At 64.4% G+C, this 15,632-nt stretch carries 15 protein-coding genes; 1 reads left to right on the forward strand and 14 read right to left on the reverse strand.

The annotated features are described in order from the left end of the window. Window positions 1-118: 118 nt before the first annotated feature. The 8 genes from NUU27_RS22405 to NUU27_RS22440 form a co-directional block, all read right to left on the reverse strand. Window positions 119-1,849 (reverse strand): ABC transporter substrate-binding protein, encoded by a 1,731-nt coding sequence (locus NUU27_RS22405; RefSeq protein WP_257764524.1) that lies wholly within the window; start codon window positions 1,847-1,849, stop codon window positions 119-121. Window positions 1,850-1,985: 136 nt separating this feature from the next. Beyond that, on the reverse strand, window positions 1,986-2,279 hold the full coding sequence (locus tag NUU27_RS22410) for a DUF2160 domain-containing protein (RefSeq protein WP_257764525.1): 294 nt from the start codon (window positions 2,277-2,279) through the stop codon (window positions 1,986-1,988). Window positions 2,280-2,293: 14 nt separating this feature from the next. Beyond that, a complete protein-coding gene (locus NUU27_RS22415; protein WP_257764526.1) occupies window positions 2,294-3,094 on the reverse strand; it encodes a carbohydrate ABC transporter permease in 801 nt (266 codons plus the stop codon). Then, window positions 3,091-3,954, reverse strand: coding sequence for a carbohydrate ABC transporter permease (locus tag NUU27_RS22420; protein WP_257764527.1), 864 nt, complete (start codon window positions 3,952-3,954; stop codon window positions 3,091-3,093). The genes NUU27_RS22415 and NUU27_RS22420 overlap by 4 nt, the downstream gene beginning before the upstream one ends. Continuing rightward, window positions 3,951-5,027, reverse strand: coding sequence for an ABC transporter ATP-binding protein (locus NUU27_RS22425; protein ID WP_257764528.1), 1,077 nt, complete (start codon window positions 5,025-5,027; stop codon window positions 3,951-3,953). Before NUU27_RS22425 ends, NUU27_RS22420 begins: the two co-directional genes overlap by 4 nt. A gap of 9 nt (window positions 5,028-5,036) precedes the next feature. Beyond that, entirely contained in the window at window positions 5,037-6,119 is a 1,083-nt protein-coding gene (locus tag NUU27_RS22430; RefSeq protein ID WP_257764529.1) for an ABC transporter ATP-binding protein, read from the reverse strand. Then, window positions 6,103-7,668, reverse strand: coding sequence for a glycerol-3-phosphate dehydrogenase (gene glpD, locus NUU27_RS22435; protein WP_257764530.1), 1,566 nt, complete (start codon window positions 7,666-7,668; stop codon window positions 6,103-6,105). The genes NUU27_RS22430 and glpD overlap by 17 nt, the downstream gene beginning before the upstream one ends. A gap of 119 nt (window positions 7,669-7,787) precedes the next feature. Continuing rightward, window positions 7,788-8,561 carry a DeoR/GlpR family DNA-binding transcription regulator gene (locus NUU27_RS22440; protein WP_257764531.1) on the reverse strand — a complete coding sequence of 258 codons (774 nt, stop codon included), beginning with the start codon at window positions 8,559-8,561 and terminating at the stop codon, window positions 7,788-7,790. A 205-nt stretch (window positions 8,562-8,766) separates the two neighbouring features. Between NUU27_RS22440 and NUU27_RS22445 the strand changes: the two genes are divergently transcribed. Then, window positions 8,767-9,183 carry a DUF4864 domain-containing protein gene (locus NUU27_RS22445; RefSeq protein ID WP_257764532.1) on the forward strand — a complete coding sequence of 139 codons (417 nt, stop codon included), beginning with the start codon at window positions 8,767-8,769 and terminating at the stop codon, window positions 9,181-9,183. 21 nt (window positions 9,184-9,204) lie between these two features. On the opposite strand, the gene NUU27_RS22450 is transcribed toward NUU27_RS22445, so the two are convergent. From NUU27_RS22450 to queA, 6 genes are all read right to left on the reverse strand, one after another. Next, a complete protein-coding gene (locus NUU27_RS22450) occupies window positions 9,205-9,933 on the reverse strand; it encodes a proteasome-type protease (RefSeq protein WP_257764533.1) in 729 nt (242 codons plus the stop codon). Between the two features lie 34 nt (window positions 9,934-9,967). Further along, window positions 9,968-10,762 (reverse strand): transglutaminase family protein, encoded by a 795-nt coding sequence (locus tag NUU27_RS22455; RefSeq protein WP_257764534.1) that lies wholly within the window; start codon window positions 10,760-10,762, stop codon window positions 9,968-9,970. Between the two features lie 10 nt (window positions 10,763-10,772). Beyond that, window positions 10,773-11,714: an alpha-E domain-containing protein gene (locus tag NUU27_RS22460; protein WP_257764535.1), complete on the reverse strand. Its 942-nt coding sequence runs from the start codon at window positions 11,712-11,714 to the stop codon at window positions 10,773-10,775. A 17-nt stretch (window positions 11,715-11,731) separates the two neighbouring features. Further along, the gene (locus tag NUU27_RS22465) at window positions 11,732-13,141 is read right to left on the reverse strand and encodes a circularly permuted type 2 ATP-grasp protein (RefSeq protein ID WP_374567948.1); all 1,410 of its coding nucleotides are present in this window, start codon (window positions 13,139-13,141) and stop codon (window positions 11,732-11,734) included. Window positions 13,142-13,362: 221 nt separating this feature from the next. Then, complete coding sequence (tgt, locus tag NUU27_RS22470) at window positions 13,363-14,493, reverse strand: tRNA guanosine(34) transglycosylase Tgt (RefSeq protein ID WP_257764536.1); 1,131 nt, start codon at window positions 14,491-14,493, stop codon at window positions 13,363-13,365. Continuing rightward, complete coding sequence (gene queA, locus NUU27_RS22475; protein WP_257764538.1) at window positions 14,490-15,566, reverse strand: tRNA preQ1(34) S-adenosylmethionine ribosyltransferase-isomerase QueA; 1,077 nt, start codon at window positions 15,564-15,566, stop codon at window positions 14,490-14,492. The genes tgt and queA overlap by 4 nt, the downstream gene beginning before the upstream one ends. Window positions 15,567-15,632: the final 66 nt, after the last annotated feature.

The raw sequence follows: 15,632 nt of genomic DNA on the forward strand, positions 1-15,632 counted from the left end.
GGAAGGATGGCCGCAACCTCCAAGCCCCCCTCTCCCCGCTGGCGGGGAGAGGGTAAGGGTGAGGGGCAAGTGCCGCCCCTCAATCTTCACATCAAAGCCTGGAGAGGCAAGAGCAAGCCTACTCCCAGCGCTTGATCAGCTCCTCATAGGCGATGGTCTCGCCCTGCGGCTTCTCGTTTTCAAGCTTCGCCTTGGCGCCGCCCTTGCCGATCCATTCCGAAGGGTCCTTCTCCTCGTTCAGGCGCGGTCCGCAGCCGCCATAGACATTGGCCGATTCGTCGGCCGCCTGCATGCGCGCCATGGTCAGGTCCATCTCGGCTGCAAGCCGATCCATGGCCTCCTGCGGAGTGAAGGCACCGGAGTTCACGTCGCCGATCTGCTGCCACCAGATCTGCGCCAGCTTCGGGTAGTCGGGCACGTTGACGCCGGTGTCCGTCCACAGAACCCGGTCCGGCGACCGATAGAATTCGACCAGTCCGCCCAGCTTCTTCGACCGTTCCGTGAACGATTCGTGATTGATGGTCGAGTCGCGGATGACCGTCAGACCGGTATGGCTCTTCTTCACGTCCACGGTCTTCGAGGTCACGAACTGGGCGTAGAGCCAGGCCGCCTTGCGCCGATCCGCCGGTGTCGACTTGAAGAGCGTCCAGGAGCCGACGTCCTGGTAGCCGAGCTTCATGCCCTCTTCCCAGTAGGGGCCGTGCGGCGAAGGAGCCATCTTCCACAGCGGGTTGCCGTCGTCGTCGACCGTGTTGTTGCCCTCGCCCTTGGCCTTCACCATGTCGGCGGTGAAGGCGGTGTACCAGAAGATCTGTTGGGCGACGTTGCCCTGGCTGAGGGCCGGCAGCGACTGGTAGAAGTCGAGGTCGGCGGCGCCGGGCGGTGCATACTGGCGCAGCCACTCGTCCCATTTGCGGATCGCGTAGACGGCGGCCGGGCCGTTCGCCGCACCGCCACGCGCGACGGAGGCGCCGGCCGGGTTGCAGGAGCCCTCCTCCATGCGGATGCCCCATTCGTCGATCGGGCGGCCATTCGGCAGCCCCTTCGAGCCGGCCCCGGCCATGGAAAGCCAGGCGTCGGTCATGCGCCATCCGAGGTCCGGCGCGCGCTTGCCGTAGTCCATGTGGCCATAGACCCGGACGCCGTCGATCTCCTTCACGTCGTTGGTGAAGAAATCGGCGATATCCTCATAGGCCGACCAATTGACCGGCACGCCGAGCTCGTAGCCGTATTTGGCCTTGAACTTCTCCTTCAGGTCCGGCCGGTCGAACCAGTCCTTGCGGTACCAGTAGAGGTTGGCGAACTGCTGGTCGGGAAGCTGCCAGAGCTTGCCGTCCGGCCCGGTGCCCGAGGCGATGCCGATGAAATCCTCCAGATCGAGGGTCGGCGAGGTCACGTCCTTGCCTTCGCCCTCCATCCACTCGGTCAGGTTGACGGCGCTCTGCAGGCGGGAATGGGTGCCCACCAGATCGGCATCGTTGACATAGGCGTCGTAGAGGTTGCGGTTCGTCTGCATCTGCGTCTGGACCGCCTGCACCACTTCGCCTTCGCCCAAAAGCTGGTGGTTCACCTTGATGCCGGTGATCTCCTGGAATGCCTTGGCCAGGGTCTCCGATTCATAGGTGTGCGTCGGGATGGTTTCCGACAGGACATTGATTTCCATGCCCGCAAAGGGCTCGGCCGCCTTGATGAACCATTCCATCTCGGCGAGCTGCTCCTGGCGGGAGAGCGTCGACGGCTGGAACTCCGCATCGATCCATTTTTCCGCTGCCGCCATGTCCGCCATGGCCTGGCCACTGAACCAGATCACGGCGAGCGCGGCAACGGATGCCTTTAAATGCGCTTTCATTTCAATCTCCTCCTCCAATTTCCGCATGTCGTTCACGACTGCGGTTACGGTGTTCCGGATCGTCATTCCTGCGGCGATCCCTCACACCCGATCCGCCGGAACGCGGCTGCGTTCCCGCGTCCTACCTGCCGAAACGCTACACCCAGCGGAACACCGCAGAGGCATAGGCCAGCGACAAGATCGTGCCGCCCCACAGCGGCAAGTCGGTCAGCCCCAGCCATCCAAGATGGATGAAGGCGCTGCCCAAAAGCGAAATGAACAGCCTGTCCCCGCGCGTCGTGTCGAGGCCCAGAACGCCGTGACGAGGGCCGCCGCCGGGGCTCGCCCACTCCCACGCCGTCATGCCGACGAGCAGCGCCAGGATGACGAGGAAGAACGTGGCGGTCTGCCAGGTCCAGGCCATCCAGGTGAGATCCAAGAAGATGTTCATGGCTTTCCTCCCAGTCACACGCGCCCGAGGGCGAAGCCCTTGGCGATGTAGTTGCGGACGAAATAAATGACGATGGCGCCCGGAATGATGGTCAGCACGCCGGCGGCGGCCAGAAGGCCGAGCTCGTAGCCCGACGTGCTCGCCGTGCGCGTCATGACCGCGGCGATGGGCTTGGCGGCGACCGAGGTCAGCGTTTTGGCCAAAAGCAGCTCCACCCACGAGAACATGAAGCAGAAGAAGGCCGTGACGCCGATGCCGGAGGCGATCAGCGGCATGAAGATCTTTACGAAGAAGCGCGGGAAGGAATAGCCGTCGATATAGGCGGTCTCGTCGATTTCCTTCGGCACGCCGGACATGAAGCCTTCCAGGATCCACACGGCCAGCGGGATGTTGAACAGGCAGTGCGCCAGCGCCACGGCCCAGGGCGTGTCGAACAGGCCGATCGCCGAATAGAGCTGGTAGAAGGGCAGCGCGAAGACGGCGGGCGGTGCCATCCGGTTGGTCAGCAGCCAGAAGAACAGGTGCTTGTCGCCGAGGAAGCGATAGCGCGAGAAGGCATAGGCGGCCGGCAGCGCAAAGGACACGGAAATGACCGTGTTTATAAGAACATAGCTGATCGAGCTGATGTAACCATTGTACCAGACCGGATTGGTCAGGATGGTGACGTAACTGTCGATGGTGAAGTTCTTCGGCCAGGGGCTGAAGCCGCCGAGAATCTCGTTGGTCGTCTTGAACGACATGTTGACGAGCCAGTAGATCGGCAGGAGCAGGAAGACGATGTAGAGCGTGGGCACCAGCCAGCGGGACAGTCTCATTGCTCCTCTCCCCGGGTCATCAGCGTGTAGAAGATCCAGCTCACCAGCAGCGTCATCAGGAAGTAGATGATGCTCATGGCGGCGGCGATGCCGAGGTTGAATTCGCCGAGCGCCGCCTTGACCAGATCGATGGACAGGAAGGTTGTGGAATTGCCGGGCCCGCCGCCGGTCAGCACGAAGGGCTCCGTGTAGATCATGAAGGAGTCCATGAAGCGCAGCAGGACGGCGATGGTGAGCACCCGGTTCATCTTCGGAAGCTGGATGAAGCGGAAGACGGAGAAGCGCGAGGCGCCGTCGATCTTGGCCGCCTGGTAATAGGCTTCCGGGATGGAGCGCAGGCCGGCGTAGGCGAGCAGCACGACCAGCGAGGTCCAGTGCCAGACGTCCATCAGCACCACGGTGAACCAGGCCGAAAAGGGCTGGCGCGTGAAATTGTACGGAATGCCGAGCTTGTTGAGGCCGTAGCCAAGCAGGCCGATGTCGGGCAGCGCCATGATGTTCCACATGGCGCCGACGACGTTCCACGGGATGAGCAGCGGCAGCGCCATCAGCACCAGACAGACCGACACCCAGGGACCGGAACGCGGCATGGTGAGGGCGATCGCGACGCCGAGCGGCACCTCGATGAGGAGGATGATGCCGGTGAACATGAACTGCCTGAGAAGCGCGCCGTGGAAGCGTTCGGAGGCGAGCACCGCCTCGTACCATTTGGTGCCCTCGAAGAAGAACAGGTTGTTGCCGAAGGTTTCCTGGACCGAATAATTGACCACCGTCATCAGCGGAATGATGGCGTTGAAGGCGACGAGCAGGAGCACCGGCAGCACGAAGAACCAGGCGCGATTGTTCCATGTCTTGGTCATGACGCCTCTCCCAGGTCCATCCGCCAGGAATCGGCGTAGACATTGATGCCCGCAGGCTCGAACCGCACATGCGGCTCGGCCGGCACCGCCTCATCTTCCGGCACGATCGCGGCAAGCGGGTGCCCGTCGATCGAGGCATGCACGATCTTGCGCCGGCCGACATCCTCGACCCGCTCGACGGTGACGGGAATCCCTTCCCGGCCGATGCGCACATATTCGGGCCGGATGCCGAGTTCCGTGCGCTGCGCGCCGACCGGTCCGGTCGCACCCGGCAGGGTCATCACATGGCTTCCGATGCGCGCCACCGCCCCGTCGAGCACCACCGGCAGCACGTTCATGCCCGGCGAGCCGATGAAATAGCCGACGAATGTGTGGTTGGGGCGCTCGAACAGCTCTTCGGGAGTTCCGATCTGCACGATCTCGCCCTCGTTCATGACCACCACCTGGTCGGCGAAGGTCAGCGCCTCGGTCTGATCGTGCGTCACATAGACCATGGTGAAGGAGAAGCGCCGGTGCAGCTCCTTCAGCTGCGAGCGCAGGACCCATTTCATGTGCGGATCGATGACGGTCAGCGGCTCGTCGAACAGGATGGCGCTGACGTCGGAGCGCACGAGGCCGCGACCGAGCGCGATCTTCTGCTTGTCGTCGGCGGTCAGTCCCCTTGCCTTCTGCCTGGCGCGTTCGGCCAGGCCGATCATGGCGAGCGTTTCGGTGACGCGCCGGTCGATCTCATCGGCTGCCACGCCGCGGTTGCGCAACGGAAAGGCAAGATTGTCGTAGACGGTCATCGTGTCGTAGACGACGGGGAACTGGAACACCTGCGCGATGTTGCGTTCTTCCGTCGACAGGCCCGTCACGTCGCGGCCGTCGAACAGGATCTTGCCCTCCGTCGGTCGCAAAAGCCCCGACATGATGTTCAAGAGCGTGGTCTTGCCGCATCCGGAGGGGCCGAGCAAGGCATAGGCCCCGCCGTCGTCGAAGGTGTGATGGACGCGTTTTAAGGCGAAATCCTCGTCGCGTTTCGGTGCAGGCATATAGGCGTGTCGGATGTTGTCGAGGTCGATGCGTGCCATCCGCCCCTCCTATGCGGCCATTGCGCCGGCGGAGGAAATCCGTCGGCCGCCGGCGTCGAAGACAAGCATGTGGCGGGTGTCGATGAACACATCGATCGCTTCGCCCACGTCGAACCGGTGCACCCCCTCTTCCAGCATCACCCAGCGGTGACCGGCGAAGTCGAGATGCACAAAACTCTCCGAACCGGTGATCTCCGTCACCGACACCACGGCGCCGATGCGCAAGGCGTCGGGCGCGCGCGCGGCGAGCGAAAGGTGATGCGGCTGGAAACCGAGCGTGTAGCCGCCGTCTGCAAGGCCTGAAAGACCTGATGGAACCGGCAGGCGGTCGCCGCTGTCGAGCTGGAGCTCGCCCGCCGATTTGCGCACCGCGACGATGTTGAGCGGCGGATCGGCGAAGGTGCGCGCCGTGACGAGATCGACCGGTTCGCGGAACACCTCGATGGTCGGACCGAACTGCGTCACCCGGCCCTGGGAGAGGGTTGCCGTGTTGCCGCCCAGAAGCAGGGCCTCGCTCGGCTCGGTGGTCGCATAGACGAAGATCGCACCGGACGCGGCGAAGATCTTCGGCAGCTCGGCGCGCAGCTCCTCGCGCAGCTTGTAGTCGAGATTGGCGAGCGGCTCGTCGAGAAGCACCAGTCGCGCCTCCTTGACCATCGCCCGCGCCAGCGCCGTGCGCTGCTGCTGGCCGCCCGACAGTTCGAGCGGGGTGCGGGCGAGATGCGGCGTCAGATGCAGCAGATCGGCCGCCCTGGCCACCTTTTCCTCGATCGTCGCCTTGTCGGCGCCGGCGACGCGCAGCGGCGAGGCGATGTTCTCGTAGACGGTCATCGCCGGGTAGTTGATGAACTGCTGATAGACCATGGCGACGCTGCGCTTCTGCACCGGCACGCCGGTCACGTCCCGGTCTTCCATCCAGACGCTGCCCGCGGTCGGCCTGTCTAGGCCGGCCATCAGCCGCATCAGGCTGGTCTTGCCGGCCAGCGTCGGACCCAGCAGCACGTTCAGCGAACCGGGCTGAAGGGTCAGCGATACGTCGTTGATGTGCGTCTGTCCGGAAACGACCTTCGAGACGTTACGCAGTTCCAGCATCGCCCTTCTCCACCCTGACTGCATCGTTGGCACCGGTGCGTCCGCGCATGAATGCGTCGACCGCTGCCGCCTCCTCTGCCGAGAGATGCAGCCCCCTCTTCGTGCGGCGCCACAGGACATCCTCCGCCTTCAGCGCCCATTCCTCTCGTATCAGATAGTCGAGCTCGACCTCATAAAGATCGGAGCCGAAATGGCGGCCGAGATCCGCCACATTCTCCGCCGATCCGAGCAGCCGGCGCGCACGCGTGCCATAGAGGCGAACGAGCCGGCGCGCATGCGGGCGCTCCAGATACGGATGCTCGCGCAGCAGCGCATCGACCTCGGCCGCGTAGCCGTCGAAGGCGAAATCGCCGCCCGGCAGCGCGCCTTCCTGTGTCCACGGCCGGCCCTTGGCGCCGAGCGTCTCGGAGATCTTCTCAAGCGCCGATTCGGCCAACTTCCTGTAGGTGGTGATCTTGCCGCCGAAGACGTGCAGCACCGGAGCGCCGGCGGCCGCTCCCTCCGTCTTCAGCACGTAATCGCGGGTCGCCTCCTGCGCCTTGGAGGCGCCGTCGTCGAACAGCGGCCGCACGCCGGAATAGGTCCAGACGATGTCCTCGCGCCGCACCGGCTCAGCAAAATACTCGCTGGCCGCCGCGCAGAGATAGTCGACCTCCCCGTCGCTGATCGCCACGGCCTTCGGATCGCCGTCGAAATCCTGGTCCGTGGTGCCGATCAGCGTGAAGTCTTCCTCATAGGGGATGGCGAAGATGATGCGCCCGTCGGCATTCTGGAAGAAATAGGCGCGCGGATCGTCGAACTTGCGCCGGATGACGATGTGGCTGCCCTTGACCAGGCGCACATTGGCGACGTCGTTGCGGCCGAGCACGCCGGCGATCACGTGATCGACCCAGGGGCCGGCCGCGTTGACCAGATAGCGCGCCTGCACGGTGCCGGTCTCGCCGGTGCGCAGATCCTGCATGCGGATCGTCCACAGACCGCCCTCGCCCTTGGCCGACAGCACCTTCGTGCGCGTGTGGACGGCTGCGCCGCGGTCGGCGGCATCGCGTGCGTTGAGGACGACGAAGCGCGCGTCGTTGACCCAGCAATCCGAATATTCGAAAGCGCGCCGGTAGGCGCTCTTCAGCGGCTCGCCCGCCGGATCGGTGCGCATGTCGAGCGTGCGAGTCTTGGGCAGCAGTTTGCGCCCGCCGATGTGATCGTAGAGGAACAGGCCGAGGCGGATCAGCCAGGCCGGCCGCAATCCCTTGTGCAGCGGCAGGACGAAGCGCATCGGCCAGATGATGTGCGGCGCGTTGCGCCACAGCACCTCGCGCTCCATCAGCGCTTCGCGCACGAGGCGGAACTCGTAATATTCGAGATAGCGCAGGCCACCGTGAATGAGCTTGGTGGAACCGGAGGAGGTGCCGCTCGCCAGGTCGTTCATCTCGGCAAGGCATACGGAATAGCCGCGCCCTGCGGCGTCGCGGGCGATGCCGCATCCGTTGATGCCGCCGCCGATGACGAACACGTCATAAACGCTCGGTGCGTTCGCGCCTGAACCGGGCAATCCATCCTCCCTTTCGTCCCGCCATGTGTCGGCATTGGCTGCCGCTCCGGTCATTCGGCAGAGACAAAAGGAATTATTTTGAAACCATAACGAATGTCAAACGAAAATATGTCGCCGGCCTATTTCGCTGTCTCGATGAGGCGCACATCCGCATCCCTGCAGACGTCGCGCACCGAGCGCACCGGGCACGCATCGGTGATGAAGGTTCCGACCTGCGATATATGGCCGATGCGCACCGGCGCGCTGCGTTCGAATTTCGTCGAATCCGAAACCAGGATCACGTGACGCGCGTTGGCGATGATCGCCTGCGCCACCTTCACCTCGCGAAAATCGAAGTCGTAGAGCGCACCGTCATGGTCGATGGCCGACACGCCGATCACCGCAAAGTCCACCTTGAACTGGCGGATGAAGTCCACCGCCGCCTCGCCGACGACGCCGCCGTCGGACCCGCGCACGACACCGCCCGTAATGATGACCTCAAAGGAAGGATACACCCTCATCCTGTTGGCAACATTGATGTTATTGGTGATGACCATCAGCCCGTCATGGTCGAGCAGCGCATCGCTGACGGCTTCCGTGGTGGTGCCGATGTTAACGAACAGCGACGCACGATCGGGGATCAGGCGGGCGGCCGCCTGGCCGATGGCGCGCTTTTCCTCGGCCGCGATCTTGCGCCGCGCCTCATATTCCATGTTCTCGATGCCGGACGGCAGCAAGGCGCCCCCGTGGATGCGCGACAGGAGCCGACGCTCGCAAAGGTCGTTGAGATCGCGCCGGATCGTCTGCGGCGTGACGTTGAAATGCACCGCAAGATCATCGACCAGAACGCGCCCGTGCTCCTTGGCGAGCGCGAGGATTTCCGCGTGACGCGGCAGCAGGAAGGATGTGTCCATAGGGTTCTCGTTTTCGTTTTTTGCCGATTATCCGGAAAAACGAACATAAAACAAGAGACCTGCGAAAACACAAAACGTAACGGGCGTCTGCCAGGTCCCGCGGCGGAGCGCGTGCATCGCTTCAAATTCCTTTCACGCAGGCTTGAAGACGCACGTCTTTTCCTGCCTGGGGCGCGGCACCATCTCAAAAGCATAGGAGGTTGTGATGTTGCGTGCTTTGGTGCTGACGCTTCTTCTTGCCCTTTCACCGGCCTTCGCATTTGCCGGCGAGGCGGAGATCCGCGCCGCACGGTCCTCGATCACCGCCCAGATCGATGCGTTCCGCGATGGCGACGACGAGCGCGCCTATTCCTACACCGCGCCCAGTGTCAAACGCGTGTTTCCCACGGTCGACCGCTTCATGCTGATGGTGATGAGCGGCTTCCAGCCCATCTACCGGCCGCTCAACTATGCGTTCGGCACGGCAAAGGAGGTGAACGAGACGGCCATCGTGCAACGGGTGATCCTGACCGGGCCGGACAGCCGTTGCTACGAGGCGCTGTATGCGCTGGAGCGCCAGGCGGACGGCGTCTATCTCATCACCGGTGTCTGGCTGAAGCCGTCGGCCTCGGTGGCCGCCTGATCGGCCGACGTGCCATGCGGTTCAGCGCGAGAAGTCGGGCAGGCTCTTGAAGGCGGTCTTCAGCGCGCTCGACCAGCCATCCGATATGGTCCGGAAATAGGCATCGTCCTGATCGATGCGCTTTTCGTAGCCGATGCGGAAGCTGTCGCGCTCGTAGAAGAGAAGATCCAGCGGCAGGCCGACCGAGAGATTGGACTTCAGCGTCGAATCGAACGAGACGAGCAGCAGCTTTATCGTTTCCTCAAAACTCATCGCCGGGTCGTAGGCCCTGACGAGGATCGGCTTGCCGTATTTCGTCTCGCCGATCTGGAAGAACGGCGTGTCCTCACCCGCTTCGATGAAGTTGCCCTCGGGATAGATCAGGAACAGGCGCGGCTCCATGCCGCGGATCTGTCCGCCGAGGACGAAGGAGGCGCCGAAGGCGTCGGCATTCTGGCCGACGGGCGCCGACTGGCGGATCACCTCCTTCACCGTGTCGCCGACCAGCCGGGCGGCCTGATACATGGACGGCGTCTCGAGCATGGAGAGCGTGCGCTCGTCAGGCGCCTTGGTGCGCTCGTCGAGCAGGCTGACGACGGCCTGGGTGGTGGCAAGATTGCCCGCCGAAAGCAGAACCATCACGCGCTCGTCGGCTTTCGTCCAGCAGCGCATCTTGCGGAAGGTCGAGACGTTGTCGACACCGGCATTGGTCCGGGTGTCGGACATGAACACCAGTCCCTTGTTGATCTTCAGCCCGACACAATAGGTCATGCGGACGGCACCCCTTGCAGAATCGTCACGAAGATTACTGCTCGACTGTGATCTGGACCGCAAGCTCTTCCTGCGCGTGGCCCAGCCGGATTCCCATGACCGGCATGGCGTCGCGGTAGTCGCGGCCGGTCGCCACCCGCGCATAGCGCTCGTCGGCGGAGATGCCGTTCGAGCAGTCGAACGACACCCAGCCGAGCCCTTCCAGATGCGCTTCCGCCCAGGCGTGGCTTGCTGCCTGCTCGTCCGTGTCGTCCATGCGCAGGTAGCCGCTCACATAGCGGGCCGAAAAGCCCATCGCGCGGGCCGCCGTCAGAAAGATATGGGCATGGTCCTGGCACACACCCTCGCCCTTGGCCAGCGCCTCTTCCGCCGTCGTCGCCGCATGGGTGGTGCCGACAGTGTAGGCGACGCGCGCCCGCACCTCGTGCATCAGGCCGTGCAGACGCTCCACGTCGTCGTCGCCCTTGATTGCCTTGAGCAGCGCCGCGATGCCGCGGCCGGCCGTGCACAGCCGCGTCTGCTGCTGGAACAGCCACAGAGGAGCCAATCCCTCGTGCCGCCCGGTGACGCCCGCCGTGTTGCGGGTATCGATAACGCCCCTCGCCTCGATCAGCATCGTGTGCGCCGTGCCCGCTATGCTGATCAGCCGCGTGTCGTTGCCGAAACCGTCTATGAAATGAACCTCGTCGTGCGCCCCGTTGGTCGTCAGGGACCACTCGACGACCTCCTGTGTCGGCCCGTTGCGCGGAACAAGGCGCAGCCGCTGCAGGGCGTAGGACACCGGCGCGTCGTAGCGATACTCCGTGCGGTGCGAGATCTTCAGGCGCATGCGACCGTCCTCAGTAGAAGCGGAAATCCGCGGCGATCCGGTCGCCGAGCGCACCATTGTCGCGGATGAATTCCTTCAGGAACTCGTGCAGCCCTTCTTCGAATATATCGGCGACCGAGGCGGATTTCAGCTTCTGAAGTTTGGCTGCGGCCATTTCATGGCAGGGATGCCGGACCTCGTATTGCTCGGCCAGATAGTCGAGCGAATCGCAGATGCCCCGATAGCAATAGGACAGCGAACGCGGCATGCGCTGGTCGAGGATCAGATAATCGGCGATGTGGGTCGGCTTGTAGTCGCCTTCATAGGTCCAGCGATAGGAGCGCAGCGCCGAGACCGACCGCAGGATCGTCTGCCATTGATGGTTGTCCAGCGAGGAACCGACCCAGGCGACTGAAGGCAGCAGCACGTAATATTTGACGTCGAGGATGCGGGCCGTGTTGTCGGCGCGCTCGATCAGCGTGCCGATCTGGGCGAAGTCGAAGATCTCGTTGCGCAGCATGGTGCCGTGAAAGGCGCCGCGGATGAGCGCCGTCTCGCGCTTCACCGCGTCGAGCACGGCCGGCAGGTCCGGTTCGTCGACGCGGCGCTTCAGCATCCGCGTCAGCGCCATCCAGGCCTCGTTGACGCTCTCCCAGGTCTCGCGGGTGAGCGCCGTGCGCACCATGCGCGCGTTCATGCGCGCGGTCTCCATCGACGACATGACGCTCGACGGGTTGTTCAGGTCGCGCAGCAGGAAATCGGTGACGGTCGCGGTGTCGTAGGTGTCGTGGTTCTTCTCGAAGACGTCCCTGACACCGGCGCTGGTGAGCACCGAGGCCCATTCGTCGGAAGCGGTGCCGGCCTGCGTCAGCGCCAGGCGCAGGCCCGTGTCGACCAGGCGCGCCATGTTTTCCGCCCGCTCGATGTAGCGGTGCATCCAGTAAAGACCGTTCGCCGAGCGCCCCAGAAGCATGTCAGATCCTTGCCCCCTCAGTCATCCAGAACCCAGGTGTCCTTCGTGCCGCCGCCCTGCGAGGAATTGACGACGAGGGAGCCTTTCTTCAGCGCGACGCGCGTCAGGCCGCCCGGCACGATGCGGATGCGGTCCGAGACCAGTACGAAAGGCCGCAGATCCACGTGGCGGGGCGCCAGGCCCTTGCTGGTGAGGATCGGGCATGTGGACAGCGACAGGGTCGGCTGGGCGATGTAATTGCTCGGCTTGGCGGCAAGTTTCCTGGCGAAGGCCGCCCGCTCCTTCTTCGAGGCGGCCGGCCCGACCAGCATGCCGTAGCCGCCGGAACCGTGCACTTCCTTCACGACCAGTTCGTGCAGATGCTCCATCACATAGGCAAGGCTGTCCGGCTCCGAGCAGCGCCAGGTGGGCACGTTCTGCAGTATGGCCTTGCGTCCGGTGTAGAACTCGACGATCTCGGGCATGTAGGAATAGATCGCCTTGTCGTCGGCGATGCCCGTCCCGGGCGCGTTGGCGATGGCGATGTTGCCGGCCCGGTAGACGTCCATGATGCCGGGAACGCCGAGCACGGAATCGGGCCGGAACGTCAGGGGATCGAGGTAATCGTCGTCGACGCGGCGGTAGAGCACGTCGATCTTCTTGTAGCCCTGCGTGGTGCGCATCGCCACATGGCCGTCGACGACGCGCAGATCCGTCCCCTCGACCAGCTCGACGCCCATCTGGTCGGCCAGGAAGGCGTGCTCGAAATAGGCGGAATTGAAACTGCCGGGCGTCAGGACGGCGATGGTCGGGGCGCCGTCGCAGTTCGGCGGCCGCACGGCCGTCAGCGATTCCCTCAGAAGCTGCGGATAGTTTTCGACCGGCAGCACCTTCACCTGCTGGAAGAGCTCGGGAAAGAGCTGCATCATCGTCTCGCGGTTCTCCAGCATATAGGAGACGCCGGAGGGCGTGCGCGCATTGTCCTCGAGCACGAAGAACTCGTCCTCGCCGGTGCGCACGATGTCGACCCCGATGATGTGCGTGTAGACGCCGCCGGGCGGCCGGACGCCGATCATCTCGGGCAGGAAGGCCGCGTTGTTGGCGATGATCTCTTTCGGGATGCGCCCGGCGCGCAGGATCTCCTGCCGGTGGTAGATGTCGTCCAGGAAGGCGTTCAGCGCCTGCACGCGCTGCTCGATGCCCTGCACCAGGCGGCGCCACTCCTTGCCGGAGATGATGCGCGGAACGATGTCGAAGGGAATAAGGCGCTCGGCGGCTTCCGTGTCGCCATAGACGGCGAAGGTGATGCCGGTTCTGCGGAACACGCGCTCGGCGTCTCCCGATTTCTGGTTCAGCCGTTTGGGATCCTGCCGGTCGAACCAGCTCTGGTAGGCTTCGTAGGGTGGTCTGGCCTGGCCCCCCAGGCGCATCTCGTCGAATGTCGTCAAGAAATGCTCCTCTCAAGAGCATTTCAACGAGGAAGTTTTTAAAACGCAAGCTATTTCTGTAGCTTACAGAAAAATTGCCGCCTGCTGCCGGCTTTTGCCCAAAGTTTGCACACGATCCGAAGCCGATCCTGCCGGTTGTTTGGGCAGCGGCGAGGCAACGCATTTTGCATGCCAGAAACCGCGCCTGCAGCCGCATGGAAGACGGCGGGTGAGTCCTCGTCCTAAAGCGGCGGAAGATCCCCCCGCTGCCACCCGGCGCTGATTTCAGCCGCGCGCTCGGCAAAGCGCCCCGCCTCGACGGCATCGCGGATGTCCTGCATCAGCGACTGATAGTAGGCAAGGTTGTTCCAGGTCAGCAGCATGCCGGCGAGCGATTCACCCGACTTCACCAGATGGTGCAGATAGGCGCGCGAATAATCGCGCGAGGCCGGGCAATCGCTTTCCGCGTCGAGCGGGCGCGTGTCCTCCGCATGGCGGGCGTTCTTCAGGTTGATCTTGCCGTGCCGTGTGTAGGCCAGGCCATGGCGCCCGGCGCGGGTGGGCATCACGCAGTCGAACATGTCGATGCCGCGCGCCACGGATTTGAGGATGTCGTCGGGTGTGCCGACCCCCATCAGATAGCGCGGCTTGTCGAAGGGAAGCACCGGACAGGTCGCCTCCAGCATCTCCATCATCACCGCCTGTGGCTCGCCGACGGCAAGGCCGCCGACCGCGTAGCCCTTCAGATCCATGGCGGCGAGCGCCCTCGCCGATCGTTCGCGCAGATGCGGCCTGTCGCCGCCCTGGACGATGCCGAACATCGCCTTGCCGGGCTGGTCGCCGAAGGCTGTCTTGCAGCGCTCCGCCCAGCGCAGCGAGAGCTCCATGGCGCGTTCGATCTCGGCTTCCTCGGCCGGCAGCGCCACGCACTCGTCGAGCTGCATCTGGATATCGGAATCGAGCAGGCCCTGGATCTCGATCGAACGCTCGGGCGGCATCTCGAAGACCTGTCCGTCGACATGCGAGCGGAAGGTGACGCCCTTTTCGGTGATCTTGCGCAGATCGGCGAGCGACATCACCTGGAAACCGCCCGAATCGGTAAGGATCGGATAGGGCCAGCGGGCGAATTCGTGCAGGCCGCCGAGGCGCGCCACGCGTTCCGCGCCCGGCCTCAGCATCAGGTGATAGGTGTTGCCGAGGATGATGTCGGCGCCCAGCGCGCGCACCTGGTCCATATACATGGCCTTGACGGTGCCGCCGGTGCCGACCGGCATGAAGGCCGGCGTGCGGATCACCCCGCGCGGCATCGATATCTCGCCGCGCCGGGCGGCCCCGTCGGTCGCCAGCAGGCGGAAGGTGAAGATCTCGCTCACGCCCCGTCGTCCCTGAAAAGCAGGCTCGAATCCCCGTAGGAATAGAAGCGGTATCCGTTGTCGATCGCGTGGGCGTAGGCGTCCTTCATGCGCTTCGTTCCGCTGAAGGCGGAAACCAGCATGAACAGCGTCGAGCGCGGCAGGTGAAAATTGGTCATCAGAACGTCCGCGGTATGGAAGCGGTAGCCCGGCGTGATGAAGATGTCGGTCGTCCCCGACCATGCCTCGATGCGCCCCGTCCGGCGCGCGGCGCTCTCCATAAGGCGCAGCGACGTGGTGCCGACCGAAACGATGCGCCCGCCGCGGGCCCGCACGGCGTTGAGCGCGGCGGCGGTCTCGGCGCTCACCACGCCCCATTCGGCGTGCATGCGGTGATCGTCGGTGTCGTCCGCCTTGACCGGCAGAAACGTTCCGGCCCCCACATGCAGCGTCACGAAGTGCCGCTCGATGCCGGCGGCGTCGAGCGCGGCCAGAAGCTCCGGCGTGAAATGCAGGCCCGCCGTCGGTGCGGCAACCGCACCTTCCTCTCGTGCGTAGACCGTCTGGTAGTCCGCCTCGTCGCGCTCGTCTTCCAGGCGCTTGCCGGCGATGTAGGGCGGCAATGGCATGTGGCCGACCGTGGCGATCGCCTCGTCAAGCACGGGGCCGGAGAAATCGAACTCCAGCAGCACCTCGCCGCCCTCGCCCTTTTCGGCGACCGTCGCCGCAAGCGTGCCGAGCAGGCAGATGCGCCCCTCGTGGCCGAAGCTGATGCGGTCGCCGACGCTGACGCGCTTGGCGGGCTTGAGGAACGCCTTCCAGCTGTCGGGGCTGACCCGCATATGCAGCGTCGCCTCGATGCGCGCCTGGTTCTCACCGCGATGCCGCACGCCGTCGAGGCGCGCCGGGATCACCTTCGTGTCGTTGAAGACCAGCGCATCGCCGGCCCGCAGAAGGCCCGGCAGATCGCTGACGAGGCGGTCGGAAAACCCGTCGGCCTCGACAACGAGCATGCGGGCAGCATCGCGTGGGCTTGCTGGTCTCAGCGCGATGCGGTCTTCCGGCAGATCGAAATCGAAGAGATCAACGCGCATGAAAAGCCGTAGGGGCTTGTGGATCACCACCCCCCTCTGGCCTGCCGGCCAGAGGGGGGTGGTGAC

Origin of the sequence: Nitratireductor sp. ZSWI3 (genome assembly GCF_024655565.1) — a bacterium.
Classification (GTDB): domain Bacteria; phylum Pseudomonadota; class Alphaproteobacteria; order Rhizobiales; family Rhizobiaceae; genus Nitratireductor.